Raw genomic sequence first — 17,188 nt, forward strand, 5'->3', positions numbered from 1 at the left:
CCGCCGTCCCGCCCTCTCGGGCGACCACGGCGTGGGCGACGTCGCGGCAACCGTCGGCGGCATTGTCGCCCTCCTCGTCCTCCCGGTCGCGTATCGGCACACCTACGATCACCCGCAGCACCATTGGCTCGCCGAACGCCCCGCATGGCGACGGTATCTCGGCGTCGTGGCCCTCGCCGCGGCGCACGGCGCGATCGCCTACATGGCCACGTGGGCGGGGTTCCGCATCTTTCAGGGGACGTTCAACGGGCTCACGATCGATGCCTTCGCCGGCGCCTTGGCGACCGCGGTCGTGGGCGGTCTCGCGGCGTACGCGACGTACCAGTCGGGCGCGCGCATGAACAGCTATCTGCTCTCGAACTTTCTCGCGACCTACCTCGCCGCCGGCGTCCTGACCTCGATGGTCACGACGATCAACTCCAATTGGTGGGAGGTCAACTTCAGCGTCCTGGGGGCCCGGGACAGCGGAATGGCCTCGTGGACGTTCAACCTCACGCTCATCACCTCGGGGATCGTCATCACGATGCTCGCCGAGTACGTCACGCGTGACATCCAGGCGCTCGCGGCGTATCGGGAGGACTGCCCGGCCGAGGAACGCAGGGGCTCGGCGGCGATGGTCCAGACCAGGCCGATTCTGGTGTGCCTCGTGCTCATCGGAGTCTTCCTCGCGGGCACGGGGCTCGTCCCAGTGGACTTCTACATGCCCGCCCACAACTCGATGGCGACGGCGATGAGCGGCGCCTACACCATCCTCGTCCTGTTCCTCCCGTGGTGGCTGCCGGGGCTGAGCCGGACCTTCCACGTGACCGGATTCGCGATGCTCGGTGGGGCGATCCTCGCCGTCTTCCTGTGGTTCCCGTTCGGCTACTACAACATGACGGCCATGGAGTTCTTCGTGGCCGGCGTGATCCTCGCGTGGCTCGTCCTGCTCATCCGCAACGTCGCCGCCGCGCTCGAGGATGCGCGGCGGGATGCACTGGGGAGGCGGGTTCAGGAGGAGCGGGCCGACCCCTGATTTGGCGATCGCCGGCGCGTCCCCTACTCTAGAAAGACCAAAGACCGCCGGTCGCTGGTTGTCGTGCGCTCAGCACGGATCCAGCTTAAGGTCCCCGGAAGGGGCGGCCTGCGCAGGTGAACGAGCGAAAGCTCCGGTGGGTTTGCCCGCCGGCCCTCTACGCCCCGTGCATCTGCGCGGGGCGTTCGTATTTCCGGGACCGAGTATCGGCCTAGATTCCCCGGAAGGAGGGTTATGGCAACGCCTACCAAGGTGGCAGCTGTCGAGGAGATCACCAAGGATTTTCAGGAGTCGTCAGCCGCAGTCCTGACCGAATACCGTGGGCTCACCGTCGCCCAGCTCAAGAAGCTGCGTCGCGCGCTCGGCCAGGACAACACGTTCTCGGTCGTGAAGAACTCCCTGGCCGCCATCGCCGCGAAGGAGGCTGGCGTCGACGCGTTCGACGGTCAGCTTGCCGGACCGACCGCGATCGCGTTCATCAAGGGTGACGCCGTTGCGGCCGCGAAGAGCCTGACCGACTTTGCCAAGGAGAACAAGCAGCTGGTCATCAAGACCGGCTACTTCGAGGGCAAGGCGCTCGATGCGAACGAGGTGGCCGCTCTGGCCGCCCTGGAGTCCCGCGAACTGCAGCTCGCGAAGGTTGCCGGCGTCCTCAAGGCGCCCATGGCCGCCGTCGCGCGCGTTCTCGACGCCCTGCGCGTCAAGCTCGAGGAGGAGAGCGGCGCTCCGGCCGCTGCTTCCGAGGCTCCGGCCGCCGAGCCCGCTCCTGAGTCGGCCGCTGCCGACGGAGCTGCCGAAGAGAACTGATCTCTTCCCCCACCCAGACACTCGGCGCGCCGTGGGAATCCCGGCCGTGCCACCGAATGAAAGGACGCCAACCATGGCGAAGCTCACCCAGGACGAGCTGATTGAGGCCTTCAAGGAGCTCACCATCATCGAGCTCTCCGAGTTCGTGAAGAAGTTCGAGGAGGTCTTCGAGGTCACCGCTGCTGCCGTGGCCGTTGCCGGCCCGGCCGCTGCCGAGGCCGCTGTCGAGGAGGAGAAGACCTCCTTCGACGTCATCCTCGAGGCTGCCGGCGACAAGAAGATCGCGGTCATCAAGGAGGTCCGCTCGCTCACGTCGCTCGGCCTCAAGGAGGCCAAGGACCTCGTCGACGCCGCTCCCAAGGCTGTCCTCGAGGGCGCCACCAAGGAAGCGGCGGAGAAGGCCAAGGAGGTCCTCGAGGCCGCTGGCGCTCGCGTCACCCTCAAGTAAGCCCCGAGCTTGCCGAGGCGAGCGCGTTGCTCCGCAACGCATCGCCCAGCCGAAGGGCCCCCGGTTCCGTTCAGGAACTGGGGGCCCTTCCCGTTGCGGGGTCATTGGCGGAGTGTTGTGGGTCCTCGGCGGAGGGGACGGGACCCCGCAACCTCAGAGCGGGTCGCTGATGTCCGCGACCGTCGCGCCGAGGGAGCGGAACAGTTCGCCCGCGTCCACGAACGCGCTCCGGCCGTGCGCCCCGGCGCCCATCGAGATCCGCCCCGAGATGCTCTCGTCGGCGTACACGGGCCACGCCGTCGTCGAGCCCAAGGGCGTGATGGTCCCGCGCTCGTAGCCCGTCGCCTCGAGTGCGACATGCGCCGACGGCATCGAGAGCCGGTTGACGCCGAGGAGCCTGCGCAGCTTGGGCCACGAGATCTGCCGGTCGCCCGGGATGAGCGCGAACAGGAAGCTCCCGTCGGGGTGCTTCACGACGAGCGACTTCACGATCTCGCGGGGCTCGATCCCGAGGATCGCCGCAGCCTCCTCGAGGCTCTTGGCACGTGCGCGCTCGGCGACGTCGACCGCGAGGCCGCGCGCGGCGGCGTCGTCCAGGAAGCGTCCGTGCCCGCCGTCGTCCGCCCGCTCTGCCACCGCGTCAGTCCCTGTAGAGCAGGAGCGCCTCGCCCTGCCCGCCGCCGCCGCAGAGCGATACCGCCGTCTTGCCCGAGCCGCGCCGTGCGAGCTCGAGGGCCGCGTGCCCCGCGAGCCGCGCCCCGGACGCCCCGATGGGGTGACCGAGGGCGATCGCGCCGCCGTGGATGTTGGTCTTCTCGAGCGGGTACTTGAGCTCCTTGAGCGACTGCACCGCGACCGAGCCGAACGCCTCGTTGATCTCGATGAAGTCGAGGTCCTCGGTGGTCCAGCCGGCGCGGCCGAGCGCGTTGGCGATCGCGTTCGCGGGCTGCGAATGCAGCGAGTTGTCCGGCCCGGCCACCTGCCCGGGCTTGCCGACGACGGCGAGCCACGCCAGTCCGTGTTCCTCGGCGTACGCGCGGCTCGTGAGGACGAGGGCGGCGGCGCCGTCGGAGAGCGGCGAGGAGTTTCCGGCCGTGATCGTGCCGTCCGAGGCGAACGCCGGCTTGAGCGGGGCGAGCGTTTCGACGGTCGTATTGAGGCGGACGCCCTCGTCCGTCGTGACGGCGATCGGATCGCCCTTGCGCTGCTTGACGGACAGGGGCGCGATCTCGTCGTCGAAGACGCCGTCCTTCTGCGCTCTGGCCGCACGCTGGTGCGAGGCCGCCGCGACCTCGTCCTGGGAGCGACGGTCGATGCCGAGCGTGAGGTTCCGGGTCTCCGTCGAGAGGCCCATCGACTCGCCGTCGAACGCGTCGGTGAGCCCGTCGTGGGCGGCGACGTCGAGTGCGCTCACGGTCCCGTACATCCATCCTTGGCGCGAGCCGGGCAGGACGTGCGGCGCGCGGCTCATGGACTCCTGGCCGCCAGCGACGACGACTGTCGCGTCGCCCGCGCGGATGAGGCGGGCCGCGTCGATCACTGCCGTGAGGCCCGAGAGGCAGACCTTGTTGATCGTCACGCACGGCACGTTCCACCCGATTCCGGCGGCGATCGCGCTCTGGCGCGCTGGGTTTTGCCCCGCGCCGGCCTGGAGGACCTGGCCCATGATGACCGCGTCCACGGCGTCGGAACCGACGCCGCTCTTGGCGAGGGCGGCCTCGATCGCGCGGGCGCCGAGGTCGACGGCGGTGAACGTCACGAGTTGGCCGTTGAGGCGGCCAAAGGGGGTGCGGGCTGCGGAGAGGATGACAACTTCGTCGGTGCCGGTGCTCATGGCAACTCCTGTCGCGTCGGCTTGGTGCTCGCGGAGCCAGTGCCCGCGAGGGAGGCCGCCGGGCGGCGGGCCCTCCTGTGTTCAGGCTACCGCCGTTCCACGGGACGGGCGCCCGCGGATGGCCCGCGCCCCGAGGGGTGCGGGCCGGGTGTACAGTGTGTGCCGTGACCACGCCGCAGCGCGTCCGGATCGGGGCACTTGACCGGGCTCGAGTTGTGCGCTAGACACGCGTTCCTGAAGCAGTTATGCTGGATCTTTGCGTTCTCCCTTTCTGACCTCCAGCCTTCATATAGCGGTGGGCTCGTGGGCGGTCGCCCCTTTAACAGAACAGTTGTTGGGCGGCTGCACGGTTGGGGGAGGGTGCGGACAATCCTGAAGGTCTGTGGAAGGATCCCTCTTGGTCGCCTCGAGCACCTCTGATACCCAAACCGCTAACACCGACGGCGCGCGCAGCCGGCTCTCATTCGCTAAGATCCACGAGCCCCTCGACGTCCCGAATCTCCTGGCCCTCCAGACCGAGTCCTTTGACTGGCTCGTGGGCAACGAGCGCTGGCAGGCCCGCGTTGCGAAGGCCGCCGCTGAGGGCGACGCGAGCGTTGCGACGACGTCTGGTCTCTCTGACATCTTCGAAGAGATCTCCCCGATCGAGGACTTCCAGGGCACCATGTCCCTGAGCTTCTCCGATCCGGAGTTCGCGGACCCGAAGTACACCATGGAGGAGTGCAAGGAGCGCGACGCGACTTACTCGGCCCCGCTGTACGTCAAGGCCGAGTTCATGAACAACAACACGGGCGAGATCAAGCAGCAGACCGTGTTCATGGGCGACTTCCCGCTCATGACCGAGAAGGGCACGTTCGTTGTCAACGGCACCGAGCGCGTCGTCGTCTCGCAGCTCGTGCGTTCGCCGGGCGCGTACTTCGAGCGGACCGCGGACAAGACGAGTGACAAGGACATCTTCACGGCGAAGATCATCCCCTCGCGCGGTGCATGGTTCGAGCTTGAGATCGACAAGCGCGACCAGGTCGGCGTCCGCCTCGACCGCAAGCGCAAGCAGTCGGTGACGGTTCTGCTCAAGGCGCTCGGCTGGACCGAGGGCCAGATCCTCGAGCAGTTCGGCGAGTACGACTCGATGCGGGCGACGCTCGAGAAGGACACGACCGAGACCCGCGAGGACGCTCTCCTCGACATCTACCGCAAGCTTCGCCCGGGCGAGCCGCCCACGGTCGAGGCCGCGCAGTCGCTCCTCGACAACCTCTACTTCAACGCGAAGCGCTACGACCTCGCCAAGGTCGGCCGGTACAAGATCAACCGGAAGCTCGGCATCGACCGTCCGCTCTCGGACCGTGAGGCGTCCGTCCTCCACATCGAGGACATCGTCGCGATGATCAAGTTCCTCGTCGCGCTGCACGCGGGGGAGAAGTCGATCAAGGGTGCCCGCGATGGCCAGGAGATCGACCTCCGCGTCGAGGTCGACGACATCGACCACTTCGGCAACCGCCGCATCCGCGCCGTCGGCGAGCTCATCGAGAACCAGGTCCGCACGGGCCTGTCCCGCATGGAGCGCGTGGTCCGCGAGCGCATGACCACGCAGGACGTCGAGGCGATCACGCCGCAGACCCTCATCAACATCCGCCCCGTTGTGGCTGCGATCAAGGAGTTCTTCGGAACGTCCCAGCTCTCGCAGTTCATGGACCAGAACAACCCGCTCTCCGGCCTGACCCACAAGCGCCGCCTTTCGGCGCTCGGCCCGGGCGGTCTCTCGCGCGACCGCGCCGGCATGGAGGTCCGTGACGTCCACCCGTCGCACTACGGCCGCATGTGCCCCATCGAAACCCCTGAAGGCCCGAACATCGGCCTCATCGGTTCGCTCGCGTCGTACGGACGGATCAACCCGTTCGGCTTCATCGAGACGCCGTACCGCAAGGTCTCGAATGGCGTCGTCTCGGATGAGGTCGACTACCTCACGGCCGACGACGAGGCCGAGGTCCAGATCGCTCAGGCGAACTCCCCGCTGAACGAGGACGGCAGCTTCGCCGAGGAGACGGTCCTCGTCCGTCAGCGCGGTGGCGGCGGCGAGCCGACCCTGATCCCGGCCGACGAGGTCGAGTTCATGGACGTCTCCCCGCGCCAGATGGTGTCGGTCGCGACGGCCCTCATCCCGTTCCTCGAGCACGACGACGCCAACCGCGCCCTCATGGGTGCGAACATGCAGCGCCAGGCCGTTCCGCTCGTCCGCTCCGAGGCGCCGTTCGTCGGCACCGGCATGGAGCGCTCGGCGGCGGTTGACGCGGGCGACGTCGTCGTGGCGGCGAAGGCGGGTGTCGTCACCGAGGTCTCGGCGGACCTCGTCGTGGTCCTCAACGACGACGGCACGGAGACGAACTACCGCATCGGCAAGTTCGACCGTTCGAACCAGGGCAACTGCTATAACCACCGCGTCCTCGTCAACGAGGGCGACCGCCTCGAACTCGGCGGCATCATCGCCGACGGCCCGGCGACGGATCAGGGCGAGCTCGCGCTCGGCCGCAACCTCCTCGTCGCGTTCATGTCGTGGGAGGGCCACAACTTCGAGGATGCGATCATCCTCTCGCAGCGCCTCGTGGCCGAGGACGTCCTGTCCTCGATCCACATCGAGGAGCACGAGATCGATGCCCGCGACACGAAGCTCGGTGCCGAGGAGATCACGCGGGACATCCCGAACGTCTCCGAGGAGGTGCTCGCGCAGCTCGACGAGCGCGGCATCATCCACATCGGTGCCGAGGTCGAGGCCGGCGACATCCTCGTGGGCAAGGTCACCCCGAAGGGCGAGACCGAGCTCACCCCGGAGGAGCGCCTCCTGCGCGCGATCTTCGGCGAGAAGTCCCGCGAGGTCCGCGACACGTCCCTCAAGGTCCCACACGGCGAGTCTGGCACGGTCATCGCCGTGCGCGTCTTCGACCGCGAGAACGACGACGAGCTGCCCCCGGGCGTCAACCAGCTCGTCCGCGTCTACGTGGCCGCGAAGCGCAAGATCACGGACGGCGACAAGCTCGCCGGCCGCCACGGCAACAAGGGCGTCATCTCCAAGATCCTGCCCGTGGAGGACATGCCGTTCCTCGCGGACGGCACGCCGGTCGACGTCGTGCTCAACCCGCTTGGTGTTCCGGGCCGCATGAACGTGGGCCAGGTCCTTGAGACCCACCTCGGGTGGGTCGCGAAGACCGGCTGGAAGATCGAGGGCGAGCCCGAGTGGATCAGCGGCCTGCCGAACATGCCGCGCGAGACCGGTCCCAACCAGAAGCTCGCGACCCCGGTGTTCGACGGCGCGCGCGAGGAGGAGATCGCGGGTCTGCTCGACTCGACGAACGTCACGCGTGACGGCGACCGGCTCATCAACTCCTCGGGCAAGGCCCAGCTGTTCGACGGACGCTCCGGCGAGCCGTTCCCGGACCCGATCTCCGTGGGCTACATGTACATCCTGAAGCTCCACCACCTCGTCGACGACAAGATCCACGCTCGGTCGACCGGCCCGTACTCGATGATCACCCAGCAGCCGCTCGGTGGTAAGGCGCAGTTCGGCGGCCAGCGCTTCGGCGAGATGGAGGTGTGGGCGCTCGAGGCCTATGGCGCGGCGTACACCCTGCAGGAGCTCCTCACCATTAAGTCCGACGACATCCACGGACGTGTGAAGGTCTACGAGGCAATCGTCAAGGGCGAGAACATCCCCGAGCCGGGCGTTCCCGAGTCCTTCAAGGTCCTCATCAAGGAAATGCAGTCCCTGTGCCTGAACGTGGAGGTCCTCTCCACCGACGGCCAGACGATCGAGATGCGTGACTCTGACGATGCGGTGTTCACCGCTGCGGAGGAACTGGGCATCGACCTCTCCCGCGACGAGCCCAGCTCCGTCGAAGAGGTCTAGTCCTCGCGCACCGGCAGACGAACGACTTAGAACGAGAGAACAGGGACCACATTGTCCAGTGAATCCTCCTTCGGCCTCATGCAGATCGGCCTCGCGACCGCGGAAGACATCCGCACCTGGTCGCATGGTGAGGTCAAGAAGCCGGAAACCATCAACTACCGCACCCTGAAGCCCGAGAAGGACGGCCTCTTCTGCGAGAAGATCTTCGGTCCGTCCCGTGACTGGGAGTGCTACTGCGGCAAGTACAAGCGCGTGCGCTTCAAGGGCATCATCTGCGAGCGCTGTGGCGTCGAGGTCACGCGCGCCAAGGTGCGCCGCGAGCGCATGGGCCACATCGAGCTCGCCGCTCCCGTGACCCACATCTGGTACTTCAAGGGCGTCCCCTCGCGTCTGGGCTACCTCCTGGACCTCGCCCCGAAGGACCTTGAGAAGGTCATCTACTTCGCCGCGTACATGATCACGAGCGTCGACGAAGAGCGCCGCCACGACCAGCTCCCGAACCTCCAGGCCGAGCACGACCTCGAGAAGAAGCAGCTTGTCGATGCGCGCGATTCGGACATCGCCGCCGTGGCCCGCGACCTCGAGGAGGACCTCGCGAGGCTCGAGGCCGAGGGTGCCAAGGCCGCGGACAAGAAGAAGGCCCGCGACTCGGCCGACAAGACGATGGCGACCATCCGCAAGCGCGCGGATGCCGACATCGAGCGCCTCGAGGCCGTGTGGGATCGCTTCAAGAACCTCAAGGTCGCCGACCTCGAGGGCGACGAGGCGCTTTACCGCGAGCTCCGCGACCGCTACGGCATGTACTTCGAGGGCTCGATGGGTGCCGAGGCGATCCAGCGTCGTCTCCAGTCCTTCGACCTCGAGGCCGAGGCCGAGCTGCTGCGCGAGATCATCCAGAACGGCAAGGGCCAGCGGAAGACCCGTGCGCTCAAGCGCCTCAAGGTCGTCAGCGCGTTCCTCACGACGGACAACAAGCCGCAGGGCATGGTCCTCGACGCCGTCCCGGTGATCCCGCCGGAGCTGCGCCCGATGGTCCAGCTGGACGGTGGCCGCTTCGCGACCTCCGACCTGAACGACCTGTACCGTCGCGTGATCAACCGCAACAACCGCCTCAAGCGGCTCCTCGACCTCGGCGCGCCCGAGATCATCGTGAACAACGAGAAGCGCATGCTTCAGGAGGCTGTTGACTCGCTGTTCGACAACGGCCGCCGCGGCCGCCCGGTCACGGGCCCCGGCAACCGTCCGCTCAAGTCGCTCTCCGACATGCTCAAGGGCAAGCAGGGCCGGTTCCGCCAGAACCTCCTCGGCAAGCGCGTCGACTACTCGGGCCGTTCGGTCATCGTCGTCGGCCCGCAGCTCAAGCTGCACCAGTGCGGCCTGCCGAAGCAGATGGCGCTCGAGCTCTTCAAGCCGTTCGTCATGAAGCGGCTCGTGGACCTCAACCACGCGCAGAACATCAAGAGCGCGAAGCGCATGGTCGAGCGTTACCGTCCGCAGGTCTGGGACGTGCTCGAGGAGATCATCACGGAGCACCCGGTGCTGCTCAACCGCGCGCCTACCCTCCACCGCCTCGGCATCCAGGCGTTCGAGCCGCAGCTCGTCGAGGGTAAGGCCATCCAGCTGCACCCGCTCGTGTGCGCGGCGTTCAACGCCGACTTCGACGGTGACCAGATGGCCGTGCACCTGCCGCTGAGCCCCGAGGCCCAGGCCGAGGCCCGCATCCTCATGCTGTCCTCGAACAACATCCTGAAGCCGTCGGACGGCCGCCCGGTCACCCTGCCGTCGCAGGACATGATCATCGGCCTGTACCACCTCACCACCAAGCGTGAGGGTGCAGCCGGCGAGGGCCGCGTGTTCTCCTCGGTCCCCGAGGCGATCATGGCGTACGACAACCGCGAGCTGCACCTCAATGCGCAGGTCAAGATCCGCCTCGAGGGCTTCGTCCCGTCGGCGGCTCGCCCCGCGGCCGAGGGCTGGGAGCCCGGCGAGCCCGCGCTCGTCGAGACCTCGCTCGGCCAGGTGATCTTCAACGAGACGCTGCCCGCGGACTACCCGTGGGTTGAGTCTGTGGCCGACAAGGGCCAGCTTTCGAAGATCGTCAACGACCTCGCGGAGCGCTACCCGAAGGTCGTCGTCGCGGCGACCCTCGACAACCTCAAGGACGCCGGTTTCCACTGGGCGACCCGCTCGGGCGTCACGGTGGCCATCTCGGACATCGCCGTGCCCGCGGCGAAGCCGGCCATCCTGGCCGGGTACGAGGACCGCGCTGCGAAGATCCAGAGCCAGTACGACAAGGGTCTTATCGACGACGAGGAGCGCCGCTCCGAGCTCATCGAGATCTGGGACAAGGCGACCACCGAGATCGCGGGCGTCATGCGCGAGTCCATGCCGAAGATGAACACCATCAACCGCATGGTCTCCTCGGGCGCTCGTGGTAACTGGATGCAGGTTCGTCAGATCGCCGGTATCCGCGGCCTCGTGGCCAACCCGAAGGGCGAGATCATCCCGCGCCCGATCAAGTCCTCGTACCGTGAGGGCCTGTCGGTGCTCGAGTACTTCATCGCCACGCACGGTGCGCGAAAGGGTCTGGCCGATACGGCTCTCCGTACGGCCAACTCGGGTTACCTGACGCGTCGCCTCGTGGACGTCTCGCAGGACGTGATCGTGCGCGAGGAGGACTGCGGCACCGAGCGTGGCCTCATGGTCCCGATCGCGACCGCGGACCAGAACGGCGAGCTCATCCGTGAGGAGAACGTCGAGAACACGGCGTACACGCGTACCCTCGCGGTCGACGTCGCTGACTCGGCGGGCAACGTGCTCGCCGAAGCGGGCGCCGACCTGGGCGACGTGCTCATCAACCGTCTCATCGAGGCGGGCATCGCCGAGATCCGCGTTCGCTCCGTCCTGACCTGCGAGTCCGCGGTCGGGACGTGCGCGAAGTGCTACGGCCGCTCGCTCGCGAGCGGCAAGCTCGTGGACATCGGCGAGGCGGTCGGCATCATCGCCGCGCAGTCGATCGGTGAGCCGGGCACGCAGCTCACGATGCGTACGTTCCACACCGGTGGCGCCGTCTCGGCGTCCGGCAGCGAGGACATCACGCAGGGTCTGCCGCGTATTCAGGAGCTCTTCGAGGCGCGCACCCCGAAGGGTGTCGCCCCGATCTCCGAGGCCGCTGGCCGCGTCTCGATCGAGGACACGGAGAAGCAGCTGCGGATCGTCCTGACGCCGGACGACGGCACGGAGGAGATCGCCTACCCGGTGTCCCGCCGTGCGCGCCTCCTCGTCGAGGAGGGCGACCACGTCGAGGTCGGGCAGAAGCTCGTCAACGGCCCGGTCGACCCGAAGCAGGTGCTCCGCATCCAGGGCCCGCGCGAGGCGCAGAAGTTCCTCGTCGACGAGGTCCAGGGCGTGTACCGCTCGCAGGGCATCGGCATCCACGACAAGCACGTGGAGGTCATCGTCCGGCAGATGCTGCGTCGCGTCACGGTCATCGAGTCCGGCGACACGGACCTGCTTCCGGGCGAGCTCGCCGAGTCGCGCCGCTACCGCGACGAGAACCGCCGCGTGGTGTCCGAGGGCAAGCGTCCGGCCTCTGGCCGTCCGGAGCTCATGGGCATCACCAAGGCGTCGCTCGCCACGGAGTCCTGGCTTTCGGCCGCGTCCTTCCAGGAGACCACCCGCGTCCTCACGCAGGCGGCCATGGAGGCGAAGAGCGACCCGCTGCTGGGCCTCAAGGAGAACGTCATCATCGGTAAGCTCATCCCCGCCGGCACCGGTCTGCCCCGGTACACGGAGATCGCGGTCGAGCCGACCGAGGAGGCCAAGGCGACGCTCTTCACGGGCCCGAGCGCGTTCAGCGACTTCGCGTACGACCCGCTGAATGGCGACGGCGTGCAGGAGTTCCACGCGATTCCGCTCGACGACTACGACCTGGGTGGCGGCGACTACCGCTGACGTCCCCGCCGCCGTCGTCCTCTCCTGAGACGGACGACGGCGGCGCTCACCCATCGGCGCGGCCGGCACCCTTTTGGGGGTGCCGGCCGCGCGGCCGTGGGGGCACGACCGCCGGTTAGGGAGCTCACCGCCGCGCGTGCTACCATTTTCACGATTGTTTCTGTGTGGCAGAGGATGATGGCCGACGGTGCGGGAGCACGGTCGGGGCCTGTTTCCGGGTTGCGGGGTAAATGCGCGACAAATGCCACACTTTCGCACGCCTACGGTCGAACACACCGCAGCGGGTGTGAATCGACCGTCAATGCTCGTCGCGGCACGCCCGGCCTTTGGGTGGGCGTGCCCGGGCGAAAGTCAACGAAGTACGGAGAACACGAAAGTGCCTACTATTCAGCAGTTGGTCCGCAAGGGCCGCACGCCGAAGGTCTCCAAGACCAAGGCTCCTGCCCTGAAGGGCAGCCCCATGCGCCGCGGCGTGTGCACGCGTGTGTACACGACCACCCCGAAGAAGCCGAACTCTGCCCTCCGCAAGGTCGCGCGTGTCCGCCTCAACGGTGGCGTCGAGGTCACGGCGTACATCCCGGGCGTCGGCCACAACCTGCAGGAGCACTCGATCGTGCTCGTGCGCGGTGGCCGCGTGAAGGACCTCCCTGGCGTCCGCTACAAGATCGTCCGCGGCGCGCTCGACACGCAGGGCGTCAAGAACCGTCAGCAGGCCCGCAGCCGCTACGGCGCGAAGAAGGAGAAGAAGTAATGCCTCGCAAGGGTCCTGCGCCGAAGCGCCCGCTCGTCGTCGATCCGGTCTACGGTTCGCCGCTCGTCACGCAGCTCATCAACAAGGTCCTCGTGGATGGCAAGAAGTCCACGGCCGAGCGCATCGTCTACGGCGCCCTCGAGGGTGCCCGCCAGAAGACCGGCGGCGACCCCGTCGCGATGCTCAAGAAGGCCATGGACAACGTCCGTCCGACCCTCGAGGTCAAGTCCCGCCGCGTCGGTGGCGCGACCTATCAGGTTCCGGTCGAGGTCAAGCCGGGCCGCGCGACGGCTCTCGCCCTCCGCTGGCTCGTGGGCTACTCCAAGGCCCGCCGCGAGAAGACCATGACCGAGCGCCTCCAGAACGAGATCCTGGATGCCTCGAACGGCCTCGGTGCCGCGGTCAAGCGCCGCGAAGACACGCACAAGATGGCCGAGTCGAACAAGGCCTTCGCTCACTACCGCTGGTAAATGCTTCATTCGCCGCTGGCCCCACGAGGGCCAGCGGCGAATGCGCAGCCAACAAGGGAAAACATAGGGAGACACCGTGGCACTCGACGTGCTTACCGACCTCAGCAAGGTCCGCAATATCGGCATCATGGCGCACATCGATGCCGGCAAGACCACCACGACCGAGCGCATCCTCTTCTACACGGGCGTGAACCACAAGATCGGCGAGACGCACGACGGTGCTTCGACGACCGACTGGATGGAGCAGGAGAAGGAGCGCGGCATCACGATCACGTCTGCCGCCGTGACCTGCTTCTGGAACCAGAACCAGATCAACATCATCGACACCCCCGGTCACGTGGACTTCACGGTTGAGGTCGAGCGCTCCCTGCGCGTGCTCGACGGCGCCGTCGCTGTCTTCGACGGCAAGGAGGGCGTTGAGCCGCAGTCGGAGACGGTGTGGCGCCAGGCTGACAAGTACGACGTGCCGCGCATCTGCTTCGTCAACAAGATGGACAAGCTGGGTGCCGACTTCTACTTCACGGTCGACACGATCGTGAAGCGTCTCGGTGCGAAGCCGCTCGTCATGCAGCTTCCGATCGGCTCGGAGAACGACTTCGTCGGTGTTGTCGACCTGCTCACCATGAAGGCCCTCGTGTGGCCCGGCGACGCCAAGGGCGACGTGACCATGGGTGCTGCCTATGAGACCCGGGAGGTGCCCGCGGACCTCCTGGAGCGCGCCGAGGAGTACCGCCACCAGCTCGTCGAGACCGTCGCTGAGGCGTCCGAGGAGCTCATGGAGAAGTACCTCGAGGGCGAAGAGCTCACGGTCGAGGAGCTCAAGGCGGGCATCCGCAAGCTCACGGTGAACTCCGAGATCTACCCGGTCTTCTGTGGTTCGGCGTTCAAGAACCGCGGTGTCCAGCCCATGCTCGACGCTGTCATCGACTACCTCCCCGCCCCTCTCGACGTGCCGGCCATGATCGGTCACGACCCGAAGGACGAGTCGATCGAGCTCTTCCGCAAGCCGAGCGAGGAGGAGCCGTTCTCTGCCCTCGCGTTCAAGATCGCGGCGCACCCGTTCTTCGGCCAGCTCAACTTCATCCGCGTGTACTCCGGCAAGGCGACGTCGGGCATGCAGGTGCTGAACTCGACGAAGGGCAAGAAGGAGCGCCTCGGCAAGCTCTTCCAGATGCACGCCAACAAGGAGAACCCCGTTGAGGAGCTCCACGCTGGCCACATCTACGCCGTGATCGGCCTCAAGGACACCACGACGGGTGACACGCTCTGCGACATGAGCAACCCGATCGTCCTCGAGTCGATGACGTTCCCGGAGCCGGTCATCTTCGTGGCCATCGAGCCGAAGACGAAGGGCGACCAGGAGAAGCTCTCGACCGCGATCCAGAAGCTCTCCGCTGAGGACCCGACGTTCACCGTCTCCCTCAACGAAGAGACCGGCCAGACCGAGATCGGCGGCATGGGCGAGCTCCACCTCGACATCCTCGTGGACCGCATGCGCCGCGAGTTCAAGGTCGAGGCGAACGTGGGCAAGCCCCAGGTCGCGTACCGCGAGACCATCAAGAAGAAGGTCGAGAAGGTCGACTTCACGCACAAGAAGCAGACCGGTGGTTCGGGCCAGTTCGCGAAGGTCCAGGTCACGTTCGAGCCGCTCGACACGTCCGAGGGCACGTTCTACGAGTTCGTGAACGCCGTCACGGGTGGCCGCGTCCCGCGCGAGTACATCCCGTCGGTTGACGCGGGCATCCAGGACGCCATGCAGTTCGGCATTCTCGCCGGCTACCCGATGGTCGGCGTGAAGGCGTCCCTCACCGACGGCGCCTACCACGACGTCGACTCCTCGGAAATGGCGTTCAAGATCGCCGGTTCGCAGGTCTTCAAGGAAGGCGCCCGCCGCGCCAACCCTGTTCTCCTCGAGCCGCTCATGGCGGTTGAGGTCCGTACCCCTGAGGACTACATGGGCGACGTCATCGGCGACCTCAACTCCCGCCGTGGCCAGATCCAGTCCATGGAGGACGCGGTCGGCGTGAAGGTCATCCGTGCGCTCGTCCCGCTCTCCGAGATGTTCGGCTACATCGGCGACCTTCGCTCGAAGACCCAGGGCCGTGCTGTCTACTCGATGCAGTTCGACAGCTACTCTGAGGTCCCGAAGGCCGTGGCCGACGAAATCATCCAGAAGTCGCGCGGCGAATAGTTCTGGAAGGCGGTTCGCCTGCCGTCGTTTTTCTGCCGGGCATTTGCTTGAGAGAACGACGACGGCGGGCGCCCGCCGCCCCTTGTGGGGCCAGAAGCCCCGCGAATTTTACGAAAGAATCAGCCCCCAAGTAGACTTGCCAAGAGTTTCAGTTGCGACAAGCGCGGCTGGAGGCAGTCTTCTTAAGAACCTTCTAGGAGGAACCAGTGGCGAAGGCAAAGTTCGAGCGGACTAAGCCGCACGTCAACATCGGCACCATTGGTCACGTTGACCACGGTAAGACCACGTTGACCGCTGCCATTTCCAAGGTGCTTGCCGACAAGTACCCGGACCTGAACGAGAAGCGTGACTTCTCGTCGATCGATGCCGCTCCGGAGGAGCGTCAGCGCGGTATCACGATCAACATCGCCCACATTGAGTACCAGACGGAGAAGCGTCACTACGCTCACGTCGACGCTCCGGGCCACGCCGACTACATCAAGAACATGATCACCGGTGCGGCTCAGATGGACGGTGCGATCCTCGTGGTCGCCGCGACGGATGGTCCGATGGCCCAGACTCGCGAGCACGTTCTGCTCGCCCGCCAGGTCGGCGTGCCGTACCTCCTCGTTGCGCTGAACAAGGCTGACATGGTGGACGACGAGGAGCTTCTTGACCTCGTCGAGATGGAGGTCCGCGAGCTCCTGTCCTCGCAGGGCTTCGATGGCGACGACGCCCCGGTCATCCGCGTCTCGGGCCTCAAGGCCCTCGAGGGTGACCCCAAGTGGGTCAAGTCGGTCGAGGACCTCATGGACGCCGTCGACGAGAACGTTCCGGACCCGGTTCGTGACCGCGACAAGCCGTTCCTCATGCCGATCGAGGACGTCTTCACGATCACCGGTCGTGGCACGGTCGTCACGGGCCGCGCCGAGCGTGGCACGCTCGCCCTCAACTCTGAGGTCGAAATCGTCGGTATCCGCCCGGTCCAGAAGACCACGGTCACGGGTATCGAGATGTTCCACAAGCAGCTCGACGAGGCGTGGGCCGGCGAGAACTGTGGCCTCCTGCTCCGCGGCATCAAGCGCGAGGACGTCGAGCGTGGCCAGGTCGTCGTGAAGCCGGGTTCGATCACCCCGCACACCGACTTCGAGGCGAACGTCTACATCCTCTCCAAGGACGAGGGTGGCCGTCACAACCCGTTCTACTCGAACTACCGCCCGCAGTTCTACTTCCGTACCACGGACGTGACCGGCGTCATCACCCTCCCCGAGGGCACCGAGATGGTCATGCCTGGCGACAACACTGAGATGACCGTTGCGCTCATCCAGCCCATCGCCATGGAGGAGGGCCTCGGCTTCGCCATCCGCGAGGGTGGCCGCACCGTTGGTTCGGGCCGCGTTACCAAGATCATCAAGTAACTTCTTGAGGATCGGCCGGCGCTGAGCCGGTACTGAGAAGACCCCGTCGCAGTATTGCGGCGGGGTTTTTTCGAGGCTTATTATTCCAGTGAATGGACTAATGGGGAGCCCGTCCGGCTCCGCACGCGGGGAGGCGAAAGGGGCACACGCATGCCTGATGATCCGGCCTACGAACGAGGATTCGACGACGGGCGAAGGGCGGGCTTCCTCGAGGGCCATGCCGCCGGATACTTCGAGGGGCACCGCGCGGGCTGGGAGCAGGGCGTACGCGACGCGGGGGCGGGTTCGCGGGTCGCGCCGCCTGTGCAAGCCGAGCCCCCGATCCAGCCTCCGCCGCCCCCTGCAATGGCGCCGTCCGTGCAAGCCCTGCCACGGCCCGAGTTCGGGCGGGGGAGCGGATTGCCGCCGAGCCGTCACGCCGTC

The 17,188-nt window shown here is 66.8% G+C and carries 12 protein-coding genes; 10 read left to right on the top strand and 2 right to left on the bottom strand.

Annotated elements, in window-relative coordinates; all coding sequences use genetic code 11:
• The 3 genes from ACLN58_RS08340 to rplL all read left to right on the top strand — a co-directional run.
• Positions 1–1,015: hypothetical protein (locus ACLN58_RS08340; protein ID WP_415854803.1), on the top strand; the 1,015-nt coding region annotated here is incomplete at its 5' end.
• Between the two features lie 234 nt (positions 1,016–1,249).
• A complete protein-coding gene (gene rplJ, locus ACLN58_RS08345; RefSeq protein WP_415854804.1) occupies positions 1,250–1,822 on the top strand; it encodes a 50S ribosomal protein L10 in 573 nt (190 codons plus the stop codon).
• A 73-nt stretch (positions 1,823–1,895) separates the two neighbouring features.
• Positions 1,896–2,270: a 50S ribosomal protein L7/L12 gene (rplL, locus tag ACLN58_RS08350; protein WP_415854805.1), complete on the top strand. Its 375-nt coding sequence runs from the start codon at positions 1,896–1,898 to the stop codon at positions 2,268–2,270.
• Positions 2,271–2,423: 153 nt separating this feature from the next.
• Here rplL and ACLN58_RS08355 read toward each other — a convergent pair whose 3' ends face one another.
• Positions 2,424–2,906, bottom strand: a complete 483-nt coding sequence (locus tag ACLN58_RS08355; protein WP_415854806.1) for an aminoacyl-tRNA deacylase — start codon at positions 2,904–2,906, stop codon at positions 2,424–2,426.
• Between the two features lie 4 nt (positions 2,907–2,910).
• Complete coding sequence (locus ACLN58_RS08360) at positions 2,911–4,104, bottom strand: acetyl-CoA C-acetyltransferase (RefSeq protein WP_415854807.1); 1,194 nt, start codon at positions 4,102–4,104, stop codon at positions 2,911–2,913.
• 397 nt (positions 4,105–4,501) lie between these two features.
• On the opposite strand from ACLN58_RS08360, the gene rpoB reads away from it, so the two are divergent.
• The 7 genes from rpoB to ACLN58_RS08395 all read left to right on the top strand — a co-directional run.
• A complete protein-coding gene (gene rpoB / locus ACLN58_RS08365) occupies positions 4,502–8,002 on the top strand; it encodes a DNA-directed RNA polymerase subunit beta (protein ID WP_415854808.1) in 3,501 nt (1,166 codons plus the stop codon).
• A gap of 51 nt (positions 8,003–8,053) precedes the next feature.
• A complete protein-coding gene (locus tag ACLN58_RS08370) occupies positions 8,054–11,956 on the top strand; it encodes a DNA-directed RNA polymerase subunit beta' (RefSeq protein ID WP_415854809.1) in 3,903 nt (1,300 codons plus the stop codon).
• Between the two features lie 376 nt (positions 11,957–12,332).
• The gene (gene rpsL / locus ACLN58_RS08375; protein WP_043119407.1) at positions 12,333–12,707 is read left to right on the top strand and encodes a 30S ribosomal protein S12; all 375 of its coding nucleotides are present in this window, start codon (positions 12,333–12,335) and stop codon (positions 12,705–12,707) included.
• Positions 12,707–13,177 (top strand): 30S ribosomal protein S7, encoded by a 471-nt coding sequence (gene rpsG / locus ACLN58_RS08380; protein WP_415854810.1) that lies wholly within the window; start codon positions 12,707–12,709, stop codon positions 13,175–13,177. Before rpsL ends, rpsG begins: the two co-directional genes overlap by 1 nt.
• A gap of 76 nt (positions 13,178–13,253) precedes the next feature.
• On the top strand, positions 13,254–15,368 hold the full coding sequence (fusA, locus tag ACLN58_RS08385) for an elongation factor G (protein WP_415854811.1): 2,115 nt from the start codon (positions 13,254–13,256) through the stop codon (positions 15,366–15,368).
• 206 nt (positions 15,369–15,574) lie between these two features.
• Positions 15,575–16,765, top strand: coding sequence for an elongation factor Tu (gene tuf / locus ACLN58_RS08390; protein ID WP_415854812.1), 1,191 nt, complete (start codon positions 15,575–15,577; stop codon positions 16,763–16,765).
• 150 nt (positions 16,766–16,915) lie between these two features.
• Positions 16,916–17,188 (top strand): hypothetical protein (locus ACLN58_RS08395; RefSeq protein WP_415854813.1); only part of this gene is annotated, 273 nt, incomplete at its 3' end.

Source organism: Sinomonas sp. G460-2 (genome assembly GCF_047759905.1).
Taxonomy (GTDB): Bacteria; Actinomycetota; Actinomycetes; order Actinomycetales; family Micrococcaceae; genus Sinomonas.